This is a genomic window from Variovorax sp. 770b2 (genome assembly GCF_900115685.1).
Classification (GTDB): domain Bacteria; phylum Pseudomonadota; class Gammaproteobacteria; order Burkholderiales; family Burkholderiaceae_C; genus Variovorax.
This window is the reverse complement of sequence record NZ_FOXJ01000007.1, coordinates 138,039-156,228: the sequence shown is the minus strand read 5'-3', so window position 1 is coordinate 156,228 and position 18,190 is coordinate 138,039. Positions and strand designations below refer to the sequence as shown.

Sequence of the window (18,190 nt, the reverse complement as noted above, 5' to 3'; positions counted from 1 at the left end):
CTGAACCGGAGAGAAAGAAATGTCCGAAAAAATGATTGAAATCAAGAACGTCTCCAAGTGGTATGGCCCGGTGCAGGTGCTCAACGACTGCTCGGTGAACATCTCCAAGGGCGACGTGGTGGTGGTGTGCGGCCCCTCGGGTTCCGGCAAGTCCACGCTCATCAAGACCGTGAACGCGCTGGAGCCCTTCCAGAAGGGCGAGATCACCGTCAACGGCATCCCGCTGCACGACCCCAAGACCAACCTGCCCAAGCTGCGCTCCAAGGTCGGCATGGTGTTCCAGCACTTCGAGTTGTTCCCCCATCTGTCGGTGACCGAGAACCTCACGATCGCGCAGATCAAGGTGCTGGGCCGCAGCGCCGAAGAAGCCAAGACCCGGGGCCTGAAGATGCTCGACCGCGTGGGCCTGATGGCGCACAAGGACAAGTTCCCGGGCCAGCTCTCGGGCGGCCAGCAGCAGCGCGTGGCGATCGCCCGTGCGCTGTCGATGGACCCGATCGTGATGCTGTTCGACGAGCCCACCTCGGCGCTGGACCCCGAAATGGTCGGCGAAGTGCTCGACGTGATGGTGGCGCTCGCCAAGGAAGGCATGACCATGATGGTGGTCACGCACGAAATGGCTTTCGCCCGCAAGGTCGCGAGCCGCGTGATCTTCATCGACGTGGGCGGCAAGATCCTGGAAGACTGCCCGAAGGACGAGTTCTTCAACCATCCCGAGAACCGTCAGCCGCGCACGAAGGATTTCCTCAACAAGATCCTGCAGCACTGATCGATTCGCCGCTGCGGCGCCAAGACAGGAAAAGCCACGCTGTTCTGCAGCGTGGCTTTTTTCATTTCCCGGGCAATGCCTTGTCGAAGAACGTCGGAATCTCGCGGCCCAGGCGCGCGAGCAAAGCCTTTCGGTCGAAGCCCGGCGGGTCGCTTCTGATATCGCCGTCGTCGGTCGGGATGGCGCTGCTGGGGGTGTCCATGAATGCGAAATGCCAGGCATCGGGGATGCGGTGGAGCTGGGCCGCGGGCATGTTCTGCGCGACCCACTCGGCGTGGAAGCGCGGAACGAGGAATCGGTCTTGCTCCGCCTCGTAGATCAGCGTGGGAACCCGGACTTCCGCGAGCGAAGACGCGGTGAAGAGGACGCTTGCAGGTGCCAGCAACACGATCGCACGCACCCTGGGGTCGCGCAGCGAAGGCAGGACCGACACCGCAGGCGGGCTGGTGGCCGCCGATGGCGCGCTCCGGTTCACACCGCAGAAGATCGGGTCGGCAGCGCGTTCGTCCTCGCAATGCGTGCGGATGCGCGACAGGTCGGCCCGTCCGCCCGCCAGCGCCAGCACGGTATAGCCGCCGGCCGAATGGCCCACCGCGCCGATGCGAAAGCCCTGGGCGTCGCTGGCGATCCGGTCCTTCCACTGCGGGTCTTGCAGCAATGCGTCGATCACGCGGGATACCTGCCGCGGCCGCTCCGTGAAGTAGACGCTGGGGCCTTTCTGAAGCAGCGATTGGTCCTGCCAGTTGTCGCCGGGATGGCGGATGGCCGCGACCAGGTAGCCGTCCCGCGCGAGCGCCTCCGCCAGGCTGCTGTGGCCCAACTCGGTGCCGCCGATGCCGTGGCTCAACAAGATCAATCCCTTGAAGCTGTCCTCGGGCGGCGCCTGGATGGCCGCCTGGACCGTGAACGGGCCCATGGCTGTCGTGCGGGCCGTCGCCTGCGTGGGGTAGTAGAGCGCGACCACGGTCGGCGCGGCGTCGGGTGCGGCGCCCGGAACGCTGAACTGCCGCCAGCCGGCCTGGGCGGCCATCAACTGGAAGGACAGCAGCGTGCCCGAGGCAAACAGCAGGATCTGGCGGAAGGCGATGCGCATCGCGGGTCTCCTCGATGGGGTCAGTGGAGTGCGCATGGTTGCCGTGCCGGGCCGCAACCGCCATCGGATTGCGACGAAGCGCGGGAAAGGCGGTGCCAAGCGACCGAACGAAGCGCCGCGCCTTCCCCGGGGAAAACTCAGGGCAGCCGCGAGATGCGCTGCGTCAGCAGGTCGAAGAAGCCCTGCGCATCGCCTTCGGCGATCCAGTTCACGTTGGCGGGGCGCTTCAGGCCCCCGTACCAGTCGACCACCGTCTGGCCGAAGCCGAGGCCTTCGCGGCTGTCGACCTCCACGTTCACCTGCCTGCCCTTGAAGAGCGAAGGCTGCAGCAGGTAGGCGATGACGGTGGCGTCGTGCACCGGGCCGCCGGGCAGGCCGTAGTACTGCATGTCGTGCTGCACGTAAGCGTCGAGGATGTCGGCCACGGTCTTGCCGGCCTGGTTGCCGAGGCCGCGCAGCTTCGCGATGCGCTCCGGGCTCGTGAGGATCTTGTGCGTCACGTCCAGCGGCAGCATGGTGATCGGCACGCCGCTTTTCAGCACGATCTCGGCCGCATGCGGGTCGGCGAACACGTTGAACTCGGCCGTGGGCGTGATGTTGCCGCCGTTGAAATGCGCACCGCCCATGAGCACCAGCTCGCGCAGGCCCCGCACGATGTCCGGCGCTTGCGTCAGTGCCAGCGCGAGGTTCGTTTCAGGGCCGAGCATTGCCAGCGTCACGCTTTTCTCGGGCGCTGCGCGCAGCGTGCGGATGAGGTAGTCGACCGCATTGCCTTCGGCCAGCGGCTGCTTCGGCTCGAACACCTTCACGCCCGTGATGCCTTCGCTGCCGTGTATGTCGGCCGCGTAGATCGGCGTGCGCAACAGGGGGCGCGGCGCACCGGCGTAGACCGGGATGTCGGGGCGCCTGGCCCATTCGCGCGCGAGGCGCGCGTTGCGCGAGGTCTTGGCCAGCGGCACGTTGCCGGCCACGGTGGTGAGCGCCTGGATCTTCAGCCGCTCGGGCGATGCCATCGCGAACAGCAGCGCGATCACGTCGTCGGCGCCCGGGTCGGTGTCGATGATCAGCGTGTGCACCGTGGTGGCGTCGGCGGCGCGCGCTGCGGTCGGGGCGAGGCTGGTGGTCATCAAGAGAGCGAATCCCGCGAGAAGGAACGAGGAAAGATCGGCTTTCCAACGCGAAGAGAAGGGCATGAAATGGCTTCCTCGAAGCGCGAGAAAACGCGCGTTGAAAACCAGTCTGCCAGAGCAATTCGCATCGGCGGCATGAAATCGAAGGCGTGTTTTTCGCCGCTGCCGCAGGGTATCGGGCGGTCCGCAAACCAAGGATTTCGCCCGCCATTTTCGTTGCAGTCGGAAGTGCGCAACCGGCAAAGAAAAAGCCCCGCGAGCGGGGCTTGGGCGCGGCCATCGAAGGCCGTGCAGTGTTGTGAAAACGCTGCTTACTTCTTGCGCGCGGCGATCGCCTTCTCGGCCTGCGCCACCAGGTCGGCGCCCACCGTCGACTTCCACTTGTCGTACACCGGCCGCGTCGCCTTCACGAAGGCATCGCGCTCGGCCGGCGTGAGGCTGGTCACCGTCACGCCCATGGCGGCGATGTCTTTCAGCACGGGCTTGTCGGCTTCCACCAGGCCCTTGCGGGCGATCGCGATTTCCTGCTTGCCGGCATCGACGGCGGCCTGGCGCACGATGGCCTGGTCGGCCGGCGTCCACGAGGCCCAGATCTCCTTGTTCACCACGAACACCAGCGGGTCGGCCACGTAGCCCCAGGTGGTCACGAACTTCTGGCCCACGGTGTGCATCTTGAGCACGGTGAACAGGAACAGCGGGTTCTCCTGCCCGTCGACCGCGCCGCTCGCCAGCGCGGGCTGCGCATCGGCCCAGCTCATCTGCGTGGGGTTGGCGCCGAGCGCGGTGAACATGTCCGAATAGATCGGCGAGCCGACCACGCGGATCTTCATGCCCTTCATGTCCTCGGGCGACTTGATCGGCTTCTTGGAGTTGGTGATCTCGCGGTAGCCGTTCTCGCCCCAGGCAAGCGGCACCACGCCGGCCTTGTCCAGGGTCTTGAACATTTCCTTGCCCACGTCGCCCTGCGTGAGCGCGTCGATGGCCGCGTAGTCGGGCATGAGGAAGGGCATGGAGAACAGGTTGAGCTGCTTCACCTGCGGCGACCAGTTGATGGTCGAGCCCACGGCCATGTCGATCACACCCTGGCGCAGCGCGCTGAACTCGCGCGTCTGGTCGCCCTGGATCAGCGACACGCCGGGGTACAGCTTGATGTTGATGCGGCCCTGGGTGCGCTCCTTCACGAGGTCGGCCCAGATCTTTCCGGCCTGGCCCCACGGCGTGGGCGGGCCGAGCACCAGCGACATCTTGTATTCGGGCTTGTAGCTGGCCTGCGCCATGGCGCCGGTCGAGAAGAGGCCCAGCGTGGCGGCGACGGCGGCAAGGCCCAGCAGGGTGCGGCGGAATTTCATGAGAGGTCTCCTCGGGGTTCTATTGCGGAACGAAAAAATCAGTAGCCGAGCTTGCGCGGCAGCCAGAGCGCCAGTTCGGGGAACGCGATGACCAGCACCATCACCACGAACATCGAGAACAGCATCCAGCCCACCCAGCGCACGGTCTCTTCCATGCGCACCTTGGCGATGCGGCACGAGACCATGAGGTTCACGGCAAGCGGCGGCGTGAACTGCCCGAGCGCGACCTTGAGCGTGAGGATCACGCCGAACCACACCGGGTCCCATTTGTAGAACTGCACGATGGGCAGCAGGAGCGGCACAAAGATCAGGAAGATCGATACGCCATCCAGGAACATGCCCACGGTGATGAGCAGCAGGATCAGCAGTGCCAGGATGCCGTATTCGCCGAGGCCCGAATTCACGATGGCGCGCGTGACCGGATCGATGATGCCCAGCGTCGAAAGCGAGTACGCAAAGATGCCCGCGAGCGACACCACCAGGAGGATCACCGCCGAGAGCTCGCCCGATTCGCGCAGGATCACGAAGAGGTCGCGCACCTTGATGGTCCGGTGGATGCACATGCCCACGAAGAGGCCGTAGAACACGGCCACCACCGCGGCCTCGGTGGGCGTGAACCAGCCCGCGCGCATGCCGCCCAGGATGAGCACCGGCGCCGCGAGGCCCCAGATCGCTTCGCGAAAGCTCTTCCAGAACGGCGGGCGCGGCAGCGTCGCTTCGAGCGCGCCCATCTTGTGCTTGCGGGCCAGCCACACGGCCGGGATCATCAGCGCGAGGCCGGCCATGATGCCGGGGATCATGCCGGCCGCGAACAGCGCCGGCACCGAGGCGCCGGGCACCAGCACCGAGTACACGATGAAGGCGACCGAGGGCGGAATCAGGATGTCGGTGGCCGCCGCGGCGCCCACCACGCTCGCCGAGAAGGCGGCCGGGTAGCCGGCGCGCGACATGGCCGCGATCATCACCGCGCCCACGGCGGCGGCATTGGCCGGGCCCGAGCCCGAGATGCCGCCCAGGAACATCGCCACCGCAATCGCCACCAGCGGCAGCATGCCGGGGCCGCGCCCCACGATGGCGACCGCGAAGTTCACCAGCCGCAGCGCCACGCCCGAGCGGTCGAAGATGGAGCCGACCAGCACGAACATCGGAATGGCCAGCAGCGGGTATTTGCCCAGGCCCGCGTAGAAGTTCTGCGGCACGGCCAGGAGGCCGAACCATTGGGCGTCGCCGTTGGCCAGCGCGATGCAGGCGGCACCCGCCAGGCCCAGCGCGGCGCCGATGGGCACGCCCACCAGCATCATCAAGACGAAGGCGACGAACAGCAGCGTCGCGATCATGGCTTGCCGGCCTTCGGCGCGTCGGAGGCGTAGTTGGTCTTGCGACCGCGCCGCACCATGAGGCCGACGGCCCGCCCCGCGATGGCATACGACACGATCGGCAGCCAGATGGAGTACCACCAGGCCGGCAGGCCGATGCCCGGGGTGGTCTCCTCGAAGCGGTAGTCGTCCCACACCATGCGGATGCTCAGCGTCCCGATCAGCGCGAACAGGATGGCGATCATCAGCGCGCCGAATTGCGCCAGGCGCTTCCTGCGCGCCATCGAGCCGCTCTCGGAGAAGTACTCGATGCGGATGTGCCGGTCGCGCGCCACCGCTGCCGAGCCGGCCACCAGCGCCAGCATGATCATGAGGAACACCGAGAACTCCTCGGTCCACGCGAACGACGAGCTGGTGAAGTAGCGCACCAGCACGTTGGCAAAGGTGATGAGCGCCAGCGCGCCCATGATGAGGACGGTGAGCCAGTCTTCGATGGCCAGCGGCACCTTGGTGGGTTCGTCGGCGGCTTCGATGTCGGGGGGGAGGGGGCTGGCGGCGTCCAGCGTGGGGCCGGACTCGGGAGGAGTTGTCATCGCAGGAAGGGCAGGTGAGGCAGGCGCCATGTCACCGGGCGGACGCCGGGACGCGATCCGTACACCTCGACAAGGGGGAGCAGCCGCCGATGCTAGAGGGTCTATGACCATTCATGCATCGGGGGTTTCCTTAGCTGGGCACTTTCCTTTCCTGGCGATCTTGCCCTTGTTCCACGGCTCACGATGGGCGACACCACCGATGGTTCCCATGGTGGCCTCCTATTGAGTTGGGGAACTCGCGGGATGAGGCTCACGAGCCGTCAGGGCGCTAGCCGTTGCCAGCCTCAGCCGGAGGCGTCTACTCAAGCTGAGGGGCGCGCTTCTTTGCGCCGCTGAGAACTGGCAACTCCGGCCAGAATCGGACATCTTAGGCATCGCCTAAACTTGAACCTGCAGTATCGATTGCTTCAAAAATCTCGCTCCTCGGCGATGCGAGCTCGTTCAATGCGATTCGAAAGATAGTCGATCCACTCACCGATCCATTCACGAACAGCAGGTGAGGCCGCCTCGACCCAGATACGAGCGTTGTCGCGTTGCTTGGCGTAGTAAGCCGAATCTGGGCCCCAGCGTGTGCCACTCTCAAAATGCCCCATGAGCCCGCGCGCCTCCTTGCTTCGCGCACCAAAGAGATCGATGAAGCCTCGCGCTAGTTCGCCGCCCGCGCCGGGCTCCAGGGATTTGGGAATGGCCTCCATGATCAGTTCGGAGCGCGAAGTTTTTTCGGAAAGCCAACGGAGAATCTGTTCGGGATCAAAGGCATCAATCGGAAGAAGTGCGCGGGCCGCCTCTTCAGGTGGATCTTCCGTGCGATAGTTTTCGCCAAGCCAATGGGCAATCGTCCAACTCGCCTCGCTGGTCTCTAGCGCACGACCAACCAGCGGCCAACAATCCTTGGGATGTGCCTTGCTGATCTCGGCGACCGTCTCGAAGACGCCGCTGTAGGAGTGGATGCTGTACGAGTTGCAGTGAGCCGTCAGGATCCCCGCCAACAACTCAAGATCGCGCTCGGGATGGCGCGTCCTGAACGCTGTAGCCAAGATCTTCCAGTGGTAGGACGTCATATGGTCGTCGTGCCGTTCGAAGACCTTGGGATTCATCAGCAGTGACCACAGCAGTTCAGACGAGCAGTCGGCTTGTTTGCGTGCAAAGCGCGACGAGACAATTTCAACTGCTGCCCGCGCCGCCTTGGGGTCGCCACTCTTCTCAAGGCGAGAGCAGATAGATTGCACCTGATCAGAGGTAAGGTCGGTCTCTCCGAAACTCCCGCCGATGTTCTGGAAATAGGATGCATGGATTGAGCCAGCAGTAAACAGGTCAAGCAACCGCTCAGTGACTTTCGGAGAAAGACCGCTGAATACGACGGCGCGTATTTTCCATGCGGCCGGTTTCTCGTCTGCGAGCAGCCGCAATGCGTGACCTTCCCATCGCGCACGGTCAGAGCTCTTAATCTTTTCTAGGTAACCACTCAGAAAGAAGTTGCCGACGTCCTCATTTAGAGTTTCCGCGCAAGTGAAGATCTCACTATCGAGGTCGACTACCTCAGAGGACATCGACGCAACAAATCGTCCAAATGAACTGGCGCGAGAGCCTTGAGACCGCATGACCGTCTCCAGGCTCTCGCGCCTAATTGCGGGTGAGCCTACGAACTCCCTAGCGAGTGCCTCCACGCGCTTGGCGGGCACATCCGACTCAATGTACTCGCCTGACGAACTGAAGCTGTAGTTCTCCTCGTGGATGTCGTACGTGACAAAGCGATCAAACCGGGTTGAGAACGAACCTGTCCCGGTTGCATCCAAGATCGCGCTTAACGCCTCGGTGACATTCGGCGGAGTGCCGTTGTAAGGATGCTTGACCCGGTGGATAAGCATTCTGGTCAGTACCTGGCGGTTGCCGCCGGGGAAATTCAGATGCTCACGCAGAATAGAGATTGCCCAGTCTGAAGCCTCCTTGTATCGAAGGAGGTCATCAGCACCTTCGATGATGACCTCAGAAAGTGCGGCTTGCCACTCGAGAGCTTTTGGCTCGGAGGAAGCAAGCAATCCGCGTAAAGCCATAGTTCTTGGATCGAAAAGGTCACTCCACAATTTTGGCTCCCAAAACCCGATCTCGGGAGCAAGCCCTTGGTATTCGACACCGATGACGCGCGTTCTCGATTTGTCGGTCAGAAAAGCCTTGAGAAAGTCCAGCCCGAGACGGCGATTGAAGTCATCCGCATCGTTGACTAGCTCCTGCACGAAGGCAAGGCGGTCAAGCGGGGTTGCCTGGGTGGCGCCACCTCTTAAAACGAACAAGCCGGTAAGTGTCCCTTTTGCATTGTTGGAGTAGGTGGTTGATTCGCCAAAGCACAGATGCGCGAGCAACCGGGCTGCTGGGGCGAAATATTGCGACCAGACAGCGATCTTTTCCAGCGCGTGAACGAGATTCTGTCTGCCGTCACCAAAGCGCTTGAGCTTTGCCCGGGACGTGGCGCCGACTGTCCGTTGCAGTACCGCCAGGGTAGCGGCCGGATCGGCTTCCGCCATGACAGTTAGAAATCTTGAGCCGCTCTTGCTAGCGACGAATTCCTTAGAGGTAAACGGTCCATCCTCAGCACCCAACACATCTTGGATGGCCGCTTGAGCAGACGGAACACCGTTTGAGTAGATCATCATGTCCAGAAACCACTTACGTAGGGTCTCTGGCATCTTGTCCATGAGGGCTGCTAGGTCGATGTCGGAGCCATGGATTTGCCACCATTGCTTCCAGAGGTGGACATGTAGAGCCCTTGGAACCAACCGCAGGGTATGACTGCCCTGCAGGATGCGGCGTTCTGCAAGCTTATCGATCGCGAGATCAAACGCGCCTTTGGTGATGGCCGGATCGACACGACCGGCCAGTTGTGCGATGTAGCTAGCTTCGGCAGCGACAGGTCTCTTGGCACCAAACTTGCGAAAGAGGGCGATGTGTCTCACGATCGTCATGAGTCGATCGGCTGCCTCCCCGCTTGCCTTGTTGTAGCCCAGAACAAACCTTTCCCAGATCGGAACTATTGCAGGTGACTTGAGAATGTCGCCGGGATTTCGTTTCAGGTTATCGCCGACGGCATGGGCCACACGAGCAGACCCCTCACACCAGGAGACCCAGTTGTGTGCATGGGCCGACTTCCCGATGTACTGGCGAAGAATTGCTTCGATCTGGGCATCTTCAAGCGGTGGGAATTTCAACACCTCCATGAGCGAATCAGCTGAAGTCTCAGGACCGTGATCGATCGTGACCAGTTTGATGCGCGTTCTGCCCTTCAAAGCTCTGAATATCGAAGCGCGCTCATCGTCGTCGCACTCGTCAACGACCAAGACAGCGGAATACTCGCGGTCCTCTTTTAGCAACTCGAAGAACAACCTGCTTCTTTGAAACAACTCCGCGGACGGGACATAGATGGCTTTAGCTGCCAAGGGGCGCAGTTTCTGGATGGCTTCTAGAACCAGCCGCGTCTTTCCGATGCCTGGCTCGCCGACAATGCGCGCATGCTGGACGTCAGGACCTGTGAGTAAGGTCTGCAGTCTGGAAATGAATTGCTCTTGCGCCCCGCCAAGTGACAATTCGGGCGTCATGTCGCCGTTCATAGCCCAAGACGAAACGGTCTGAAACCGGAGATCGCCCATCGCGCCGAGGTCAAGACATAGAGATGGATATCGCTCCAGCATGTTCGCCACTTGTCGCGAACCCCAAACCTGAACACGCGGATTCTTGTACCCACAGTTTCTAAACGAATGTGAGATCAACTCCACGGCAAGGGAGTGATTCTCCGCAAGCAGGTCGTGGCCCAACGCGAGCATCACGTAGGTCCCGCCATCGTTCATGCAACGCCGTACTGCGGGGCCAAGCGCTGATCGTGAAGGTCTCGCTCTGGCATCTCCGAAGAGTTCCTTCGTGATGGCGGTGGGCTGCCATGGCTTGAAGGAAGTGCCTGTTTTGATCTGGTAGTGAAATGAATGGCCGCCCTTGTCGCCAACCAGTTCTGCTTTGGCATCAATGCCGCCGTCCGCGGAATTGACATCGCCCGAAACGACAATGTTGACTAGGCCTAGCCGCGCCGCCTCGCACCAAAGAAGACGTCCAAAGACTTCCGTCGCCTCCTGGATCTTCAATTTGCCGAGGCGCTCGATGTCCGGCGTGAAAATGCTTGTTTCCATCCACTCCTCCTTAGTTCTGGGCGAATCGTCCAAGTAGCATAAACATGACCGCGTTTTGTCAAGCAGTGCTATCTCCGGGTCTGAGTGAGAAGGAGTGAACCGCCCGGGATTTCCTGGAGGCTGCTTGGCCCAAGTCAGCCCATCACCACTATGGCCTGACTGGCGAGTTGCCGGTAGTAGTTTGCCTCCGCCTCTGCAGGCGGGCCGCGAAACCGCAGCCCGCAGACCAGCCGCTAACCGCCAGTCTCAGGCGCTCCACGTCGCGCCTTCTCGCTCAACTGAAACAGCTCCCCAGCCTTGCGAGCAAGGTCAGCCGCAAGCCAGAGCAGGTTGTCCAGTTGTCGAGGCCCGTCACCGCTGCACCAGTTGATCTCTTCACCGTGGCAGATCCACAGGAGAGCTTCGAGTTGCGAGAGGGTGTTTTCGAGACGATCCGCCGGGTCTTGGGCGTTGTCTTCGGAAGCTACCGGCGTGCGAGGCCGGGCTATAGTCTTGGTAGCCATTTTTGTGCGGTCCTTTAGAGGTAAGTGCACTTCTTTGGTTAGACGGTCGGGGTGCTGATAACGCCTCGGCCGTCGCCTTTTGATGCCTCGCATTTGCATCGCTGCTTTCGCACCGACAACCTGCCGCGAGGCAAGCAGCCTTCAAACATCTGGGTGGTGGGTGTGTTGCGCCTTTCTTCTTCCCTTGGTGGGATATCGAGTGACAGGGGCATCCACTTTAGAGAAGAGCCCGGCGCAGTAGCCGTTCCATGCCGCACGAAGTCTCGGCAATCGCCAACAAATGCAGCTTCCGCAATGCGCCGCGCGCGCCTCAGGGGCCATGCGTCCCAGTGCGCAACTGCGCTGAACGCTCAGGCCGATGGGGTGCCTTGCGCAGCGAAATAAAGGAGGAGGCCGAAGGCCGGAGGGCATTCGCGGAGCAAGGTGCCCCGTCGGCCTGAGCGCCCCCCGGATGCGAGCAGAAAGACTCAGCCCATCCAGCCGCGCGCCCGCTCCAAGTGCTCGCGGCATTCGCGCACCATGCGCTCGATCAGCTCCGCGCAGGTCGGAATGTCGTCGATCAGCCCGATGCACTGGCCGGCCGAGACCACGCCGTTCTGCACCTCGCCCGACTCCAGCGCCGCGCGGCCGCGCGCGCCGGCCACCAGCGGGCGCACCTCTTCGAATTCGCAGCCGCCGGGTCGGTTCTCGGTGGCGACCACCTCTTCGGAGATCGCGTTGCGGAACACCCGCGCGGTATTGCGCATGGTGCGGAACATCAGCTTGGTGTCGCGTTCGGTCGCATTGACCAGCGCCTCTTTGATGTTCGGATGGATCGGCGCCTCCTGCGTCACGCAGAAGCGCGTCCCCATGTTCACGCCCTCGGCGCCCAGTGCGAGCGCCGCCGCCATGCCGCGCCCGTCGGCGATGCCGCCCGAGGCGATGATCGGAATGCGCAGCTTGCGCGCCGCGATGGGCAGCAGCACGAGGCCGGGCACGTCGTCTTCGCCCGGATGGCCCGCGCATTCGAAGCCATCGACCGAAACCGCATCGACGCCGTTGCGCTCCGCCGAGAGCGCGTGGCGCACCGAGGTGCACTTGTGCACGATCTTCACGTCGTGGCGCTTCAACGCCTCGATGAAGTCCTTCGGGCTGTTGCCCGCGGTCTCCACGATCTTGATGCCGCTGTCGATGATGGCCTGCACGTACTCGGCATAGGGCGGCGGCTTCACCGCCGGCAGGATCGTGAGGTTCACGCCGAAGGGCTTGTCGGTCAGCGTGCGGGTGCGCGCGATTTCATGGCGCAGGTCGTCGGGCGTGGGCTGCGTGAGCGCCGTCACGATGCCCAGGCCGCCGGCGTTCGACACGGCCGCGGCCAGCTCGGCGCGGCCCACCCACTGCATACCGCCCTGGATGATGGGATAGCGGATGCCGAGCAGCTCGGTGATGCGGGTCTTCATCGGCTCACAGCGCCTTGACGAGTTCCGGCACGGCCACGAACAGGTCGGCCACCAGGCCGTAGTCGGCCACGCTGAAGATGGGCGCTTCTTCGTCCTTGTTGATCGCCACGATCACCTTGGAGTCCTTCATGCCGGCCAGATGCTGGATCGCTCCCGAGATGCCCGCTGCGATGTACAGCTGCGGCGCGACGATCTTGCCGGTCTGGCCCACTTGCCAGTCGTTGGGGGCGTAGCCCGCGTCGACCGCTGCGCGGCTGGCGCCCAGGCCCGCGTTGAGCTTGTCGGCCAGCGGCGCCATCACTTCGGTGAACTTCTCGGCACTGCCCAAGGCACGGCCGCCCGAGACGATGATCTTGGCGGCGGTCAGCTCAGGGCGTTCGCTCTTCGTGACTTCACGGCCCACGAAGCTGCTCTTGCCGCTGTCTGCCACGCCTTCAGCGGTTTCGACGGTGGCGTTGCCACCGGTGGCTGCGGCTGCATCGAAGCCGGTCGTGCGCACCGTGATCACCTTGGTGGCGTCGCTGCTCTGCACGGTGGCGATCGCGTTGCCGGCGTAGATCGGGCGCTCGAAGGTGTCGGGGCTGTCCACCTTGGTGATGTCGCTGATCTGCGCCACGTCCAGCTTGGCGGCCACGCGCGGGGCGACGTTCTTGCCGTTGGCGGTCGAGGGGAACAGGATGTGGCTGTAGTTGCTGGCAATCGCCAGGACCTGAGCGGCCACGTTCTCGGCGAGGTTCTCGGCCAGGCTCGGGCTGTCGGCCGCGATGACCTTGGTGACGCCTGCAATCTGGGCGGCTGCCTTGGCTGCTTCTGCGGCATTCGCGCCAGCCACCAGCACATGCACTTCGCCACCGCAAGCGATCGCTGCGGTCACGGTGTTGAGGGTGGCCGGCTTGATGCTGGCGTGGTCGTGTTCGGCCACGACGAGGGATACAAGTGCGGTCATGTTCAGATCACCTTCGCTTCGTTCTTCAGTTTGTCCACCAGCGTTGCAACGTCAGGCACCTTGATGCCGGCACCGCGCTTGGGCGGCTCGCTGACCTTCAGGGTCTTCAGGCGGGGCTTGACGTCCACACCCAGGTCTTCGGGCTTGAAGATGTCCAGCTGCTTCTTCTTGGCCTTCATGATGTTGGGCAGCGTCACGTAGCGCGGCTCGTTCAGGCGCAGGTCGGTGGTGATGACGGCGGGCAGCGTGAGGGTCAGCGTTTCCATGCCGCCGTCGACTTCGCGTGCCACGGTGACCTTGTCGGCGGCCAAGTCGACCTTGGAGGCGAAGGTGGCTTGCGGCAGATCGGCCAAGGCAGCCAGCATCTGGCCCGTTTGATTGGCGTCATCGTCGATGGCTTGCTTGCCGAGGATGATCAGTTGGGGTTGTTCCTTGTCGACCAGCGCCTTCAGCAGCTTGGCCACCGCCAGCGGCTGCAGCTCTTCGGTGGTCTCCACCAGGATGCCGCGGTCGGCGCCGATGGCCATCGCGGTGCGCAGGGTTTCCTGGCACTTGGCATCGCCGCAGGAGACAGCGATCACTTCGGTGACCACGCCCTTCTCTTTCAGGCGCACCGCCTCTTCGACAGCGATCTCGTCGAAGGGGTTCATGCTCATCTTGACGTTGGCAATGTCCACCCCGGTGCCGTCGCTCTTCACGCGCACCTTCACGTTGTAATCGACGACCCGTTTGACAGGTACAAGAACCTTCATGGTTGCTCCTTCGAATGGCGAATGAATGAATCGATGAAATGGGTTACTCGAGCTTCGCGCCCGATTGCTTGATGAGCCGCTCCCACACCGGCCGCTCCTGCTTCCAGGCGGCGGCAAAGAGTTCGGGCGAGCTGTCCTTCAGCTCGAAGCCCATGGCCGCCACGCGCTCGCGCACGTCGGGCTGCTGCGTGGCCTTGCGCACCTCTTCGGCGATGCGGTCCACGATGGGCTTGGGCGTCCTGGCGGGCACTGCGAAGGCGAGCCAGCCGGTCACGCGATAGGCCTCGTCCTTCAAGCCCTGCTCGGCCATCGTCGGCACGTTGGGCAGCGCGGCCATGCGGCGCTCGCCGCTCACACCGATGGCCCGCACCTTGCCCGCGTCGATGTGCGGCTTGGCCACCAGCGCGCTCGCATAGGCCATCTGGATCTGGCCGCCGATCAGGTCCTGCATCATCGGCGCCTCGCCCTTGTAGGCGACGTGGTTCATGTCGGCCTGCTGCGTGAGGCTCATGTGCGCGCCGGCCAGGTGCGGGTACGCACCCACGCCGTAGGAGCCGTAGGCGACCTTGCCCTTGTTCGCGGCAACGTACTTCAAGAGTTCCGGCGCGGTCTTCACCGGCACGCTCGGATGCACCACCAGCACCAGCGGTCCCATCGCCACCTGGTAGACCAGCGTGAGGTCGCGCTGCGTGTCGTAGGGCAGCTTCTCGTAGAGGAACTCGTTGGTCAGCAGCGCGTTGCTGAGCGAGAAGACGAGCGTGTAGCCATCGGGTGCCGACTTGGCGACCGCATCGGTGCCGATGATGCCGGCGGCACCCGGCTTGTTGTCGATGACGACAGGCTGGCCGAAGCCGGCCGACATCTTCTGGCCCAGCACGCGCGCGAGCACGTCGGTCGCGCCACCGGCCTGGAAGGGCACGACCATGCGGATCGGCTTGTTCGGATAGGGCGCTTGCGCGTGGGCCGGTGCCAGCGCGAACAGCGCGGCAGTCGATGCGGCGGCGCACAGCAAGGCGCGGCGATGGAATGGTTGATGGGTCATGGTCTTGTGTCTCCCTTGTGGTTTCAGAAAATCTCGAAGCGGCGATTCACTTCAGCGCGATGCGCGTCTTGAAAGGCAGCGGCGCCAGCGCCTTCTGCAGGCGCTCCTGCAGCGGTGCGGCCAGCGCGCCTGCTGCGGCGGCATCGATCTGCACATGCACGAGGCTTTCGCCTTCGGTGGTCACCACAGGTTGTGCGGCACCGCTGGCACCGAGTTCGACGCACACCTCTGCAACCGTCGCGGCCACCACCTGCCGCGCAGCCATTGCGCGCAGATCGGGCTTGTAGATCTTTCCGACGTTGGTCATCGGCATCGCGCCGATCACCGACACCCACTTGGGCCTGGCGGGCGCTTCATCCACGCGTGCGGAGGTGAAGGCCAGCAGCTCTTCTTCGGTGGCCGAGGCGCCGGGCACCAGCGTCGCGAAGATCACGGGCAGCTCGCCCGCGTAGGCATCGGGCGCGCCGACGGCTGCGCACAGCTGCACCGCAGGGTGCGCGCCCAGTGCGTCCTCGATGGTCTTCGGGTCGATGTTGTGGCCGCTGCGGATGATCAGGTCCTTCGAGCGGCCGGTGAGGTTCAGCCGCTCCTCGCCGTCCATCCAGCCCAGGTCGCCGGTGGCGAGCCAGCCATCGGCCGTGAACGCCTTGGCGTTGTCCGCCGGATCGACGAAACCCGAGAACACATTGGGCGACTTGAAGAGCACCATGCCCTGAGCGCCGGGCGGCACGTCGCGGTCGCTCGCGTTGCCGCTCTCGTCGAGCGCGACGATGCGGATCTGCGAGTACGGCAGGCGAAAGCCCACGCAGCCGGCCGGCCCGTTCACTCCGGGCGGCGTGATGGTCGAGATACCGGCCATCTCCGTCATGCCCAGGCTCTCGTGCACATGCAGGCCGAACAGGCGCTCGAAGCGCGCGGCCAGCTCGGGTGCGAGCACGGCGGCGCCGGTGCGGCAGTAGGTGATCGAAGAGATGTCCGCGCCGTTCAGCGGCACGTTCGCGAGCGCCGCGAGCACCGTGGGCACGGCCGAGAGCGAGGTCGGCCGGTACCTGGCGACCAGCTTCCAGTAGTTGGCCAGCACCTCCTTGTTCCGCAGCAGCGAGGGCGTCGGAATGATCACCTCCACGCCCGCCGACAGCGACGAGAGCGAGGCCGGCAGCACGCCCGCCACATGGAACAGCGGATAGCCGTTGATCGAGATGCCGTGTTCGTTCATGCCCGCCAGCTGCACGCTGGCCCAGGCGGTGAACACCTGCGCGCCATGGCTGTGGCGCGCGAGCTTGGGCGCGCCGGTGGTGCCCCCGGTGTGGAAGTAGGCGGCGATGTCGGTGGGCGCGATGTCGCGGCCGCTCAGGAGGCGGTCGCTCGCTTGCGCGGCGCGCAGCACATCGAACTCGGCCACGCCTTCGGGCAATGCACCCGCCGCGCCCGGCGCTTCGTCGTGCGGCGCCACGCGCAGCACGGTGGTGAGCGTGGGGACCTGCCCGCGCAGGCGCATCGCCTTCGACCACATGCCCGATTCGGCGTCCGAGCCGTAGGCGATCAGCACCTTCGCGCGCGCCGCGGTCATCAGCGCGACCAGCTTCTCGTCGGTCAGCAGCGGGTTGAGCGGCTGCACGATGCCGGCCGCCTCGCCGCCCCAGAGCGCGAGGTGGTATTCGAGGCAGCCGGGCAGCAGCACCGCCACCGCGTCTTGGGGCCCCACGCCCAGCGTGTGCAGCAGGTTCGCGGTCTGGTGAATGCCGGCGAGCAACTGGGCATACGACCAGCGGATCGGCGCATCGGCCGGATTGCCGCTGCGCAGGAAGGTCAGCGCCGTCTTGTCGCCAAAGGCCGCGCCGGAGTTGCGGAAGATCTCGTAGGTGCTGCGCACCGTGAGCGCTTCTTCCAGCGGCGTTTCTTCCAGCCGCCGGATGTCGGCGAGGCCGCGCACCGGGAACAGGGGGCGGAACGGCGCGGCGGCCGTTCCCGTGTGGTTGTTCTTGTCGTTGCCCGTTGTCATGTCGTCTCCTTGATGTCGTCTTGCCGGCGGCGTGCCGCGTGCCGCAGTTCTACTGGTTCGTGATCTTGTTGTCGCGAATGACCTTGCCCCAGCGTTCGAAGTCCTGGCGCATGCGTTCGCCGGTTTTCTCGGGCGTGCGGTAGGCCGCGAACGAGCCGACGCTCTCGAGCTTTTCCTGCACCTGCTTGTCGGCCAGCGCGGTCTTCAGCTCGGCGCTCATGCGGTCGATCACGTCCTTGGGCGTGCCGGCCGGCGCCAGCAGGCCGCCCCACGAGGTCGCATCGAAACCGGGAAAGCCCTGCTCGGCCACCGTCTTCACGTCGGGCAGCAGGCTCACGCGCTGGCCCGAGCCGACGGCGATGGCGCGCAGCTTGCCCGCGCGGATGTGCGGCAGCACGCCCACGAGGTCCGAGAACATCGCGGGCACCTGGCCGCCGATGAGGTCGGTCACGGCCGGCGCGCTGCCGCGGTAGGGCACGTGCTGCATGTCGAACTTGCCGATGGTCTTGAGTTGCTCGGTCGTCAGGTGGCCGAAGCTGCCGGCGCCGGCCGTCGTGTAGTTGAGCTTGCCGCCCTCGGCCTTGGCCTTGGCGATCAGGCCCTGCAGGGTGTTGACGTCGGGCAGCGACCTGGGGTTCACCACCAGCACGATCGGCAGGTCGTACACGCTGCCCACGGGCGTGAAGTTCTTGAAGATGTCGTAGCCGGTCGGGCCGTACAGGTGCGAGGCCAGGAGGGTGGGCGTGGCCAGCATCACGAAGGTGTAGCCGTCCGGTGCGGCACGTGCCGCGGCGGCCGCGCCCACGGTGCCCGAGGCGCCGCTGCGGTTGTCCACCAGGATGTTCTGCTTGAGCGCAATCGACATCTTCTGCGCCACGATGCGCGAGGCCACGTCGGTCGGGCCGCCGGGCGGGAAGGGCACGATCAGCGTGATCGGCTTGGCGGGCCAGGCTTGCGCGAAGGCAGCGCCGGTGACAAGGGGAAGGGCCAGGGCGACGAGTGCACGGCGAAGAGGGTTGCGAAGGGAACGGGAAACGAGGGAGGCCATGGACTTCTTGCTACTTCAGGGAATCAGGGAATCAGG

At 64.4% G+C, this 18,190-nt stretch carries 13 protein-coding genes; 1 reads left to right on the top strand and 12 read right to left on the bottom strand.

Features of this window, described 5'->3' with window-relative positions:
* Nucleotides 1-31: 31 nt before the first annotated feature.
* Nucleotides 32-769, top strand: a complete 738-nt coding sequence (locus BM133_RS28520; protein WP_093442030.1) for an amino acid ABC transporter ATP-binding protein — start codon at nt 32-34, stop codon at nt 767-769.
* 61 nt (nt 770-830) lie between these two features.
* Here the strand turns inward: BM133_RS28520 and BM133_RS28515 are convergent, their stop codons facing one another.
* From BM133_RS28515 to BM133_RS28455, 12 genes are all read right to left on the bottom strand, one after another.
* Complete coding sequence (locus BM133_RS28515) at nt 831-1,862, bottom strand: alpha/beta hydrolase family protein (protein WP_093441597.1); 1,032 nt, start codon at nt 1,860-1,862, stop codon at nt 831-833.
* A gap of 137 nt (nt 1,863-1,999) precedes the next feature.
* Nucleotides 2,000-2,989, bottom strand: a complete 990-nt coding sequence (locus BM133_RS28510; RefSeq protein WP_256219381.1) for a nucleoside hydrolase — start codon at nt 2,987-2,989, stop codon at nt 2,000-2,002.
* 314 nt (nt 2,990-3,303) lie between these two features.
* The gene (locus tag BM133_RS28505) at nt 3,304-4,341 is read right to left on the bottom strand and encodes a DctP family TRAP transporter solute-binding subunit (RefSeq protein WP_093441592.1); all 1,038 of its coding nucleotides are present in this window, start codon (nt 4,339-4,341) and stop codon (nt 3,304-3,306) included.
* 38 nt (nt 4,342-4,379) lie between these two features.
* Nucleotides 4,380-5,678 (bottom strand): TRAP transporter large permease, encoded by a 1,299-nt coding sequence (locus BM133_RS28500; protein ID WP_093441590.1) that lies wholly within the window; start codon nt 5,676-5,678, stop codon nt 4,380-4,382.
* A complete protein-coding gene (locus BM133_RS28495) occupies nt 5,675-6,250 on the bottom strand; it encodes a TRAP transporter small permease (RefSeq protein WP_093441588.1) in 576 nt (191 codons plus the stop codon). The genes BM133_RS28500 and BM133_RS28495 overlap by 4 nt, the downstream gene beginning before the upstream one ends.
* Before the next feature lie 407 nt (nt 6,251-6,657).
* Nucleotides 6,658-10,422 (bottom strand): P-loop NTPase family protein, encoded by a 3,765-nt coding sequence (locus BM133_RS28490; protein ID WP_093441586.1) that lies wholly within the window; start codon nt 10,420-10,422, stop codon nt 6,658-6,660.
* 970 nt (nt 10,423-11,392) lie between these two features.
* Nucleotides 11,393-12,364, bottom strand: a complete 972-nt coding sequence (locus BM133_RS28480; protein ID WP_093441583.1) for an NAD(P)H-dependent flavin oxidoreductase — start codon at nt 12,362-12,364, stop codon at nt 11,393-11,395.
* 4 nt (nt 12,365-12,368) lie between these two features.
* Nucleotides 12,369-13,310: an electron transfer flavoprotein subunit alpha/FixB family protein gene (locus tag BM133_RS28475; RefSeq protein WP_093441581.1), complete on the bottom strand. Its 942-nt coding sequence runs from the start codon at nt 13,308-13,310 to the stop codon at nt 12,369-12,371.
* Between the two features lie 2 nt (nt 13,311-13,312).
* The gene (locus tag BM133_RS28470; protein WP_093433965.1) at nt 13,313-14,062 is read right to left on the bottom strand and encodes an electron transfer flavoprotein subunit beta/FixA family protein; all 750 of its coding nucleotides are present in this window, start codon (nt 14,060-14,062) and stop codon (nt 13,313-13,315) included.
* Between the two features lie 43 nt (nt 14,063-14,105).
* Entirely contained in the window at nt 14,106-15,104 is a 999-nt protein-coding gene (locus tag BM133_RS28465; RefSeq protein ID WP_093441578.1) for a Bug family tripartite tricarboxylate transporter substrate binding protein, read from the bottom strand.
* Between the two features lie 46 nt (nt 15,105-15,150).
* A complete protein-coding gene (locus BM133_RS28460) occupies nt 15,151-17,106 on the bottom strand; it encodes an acyl-CoA synthetase (RefSeq protein WP_093441576.1) in 1,956 nt (651 codons plus the stop codon).
* Between the two features lie 49 nt (nt 17,107-17,155).
* Nucleotides 17,156-18,154: a Bug family tripartite tricarboxylate transporter substrate binding protein gene (locus tag BM133_RS28455; RefSeq protein ID WP_093441574.1), complete on the bottom strand. Its 999-nt coding sequence runs from the start codon at nt 18,152-18,154 to the stop codon at nt 17,156-17,158.
* Nucleotides 18,155-18,190: the final 36 nt, after the last annotated feature.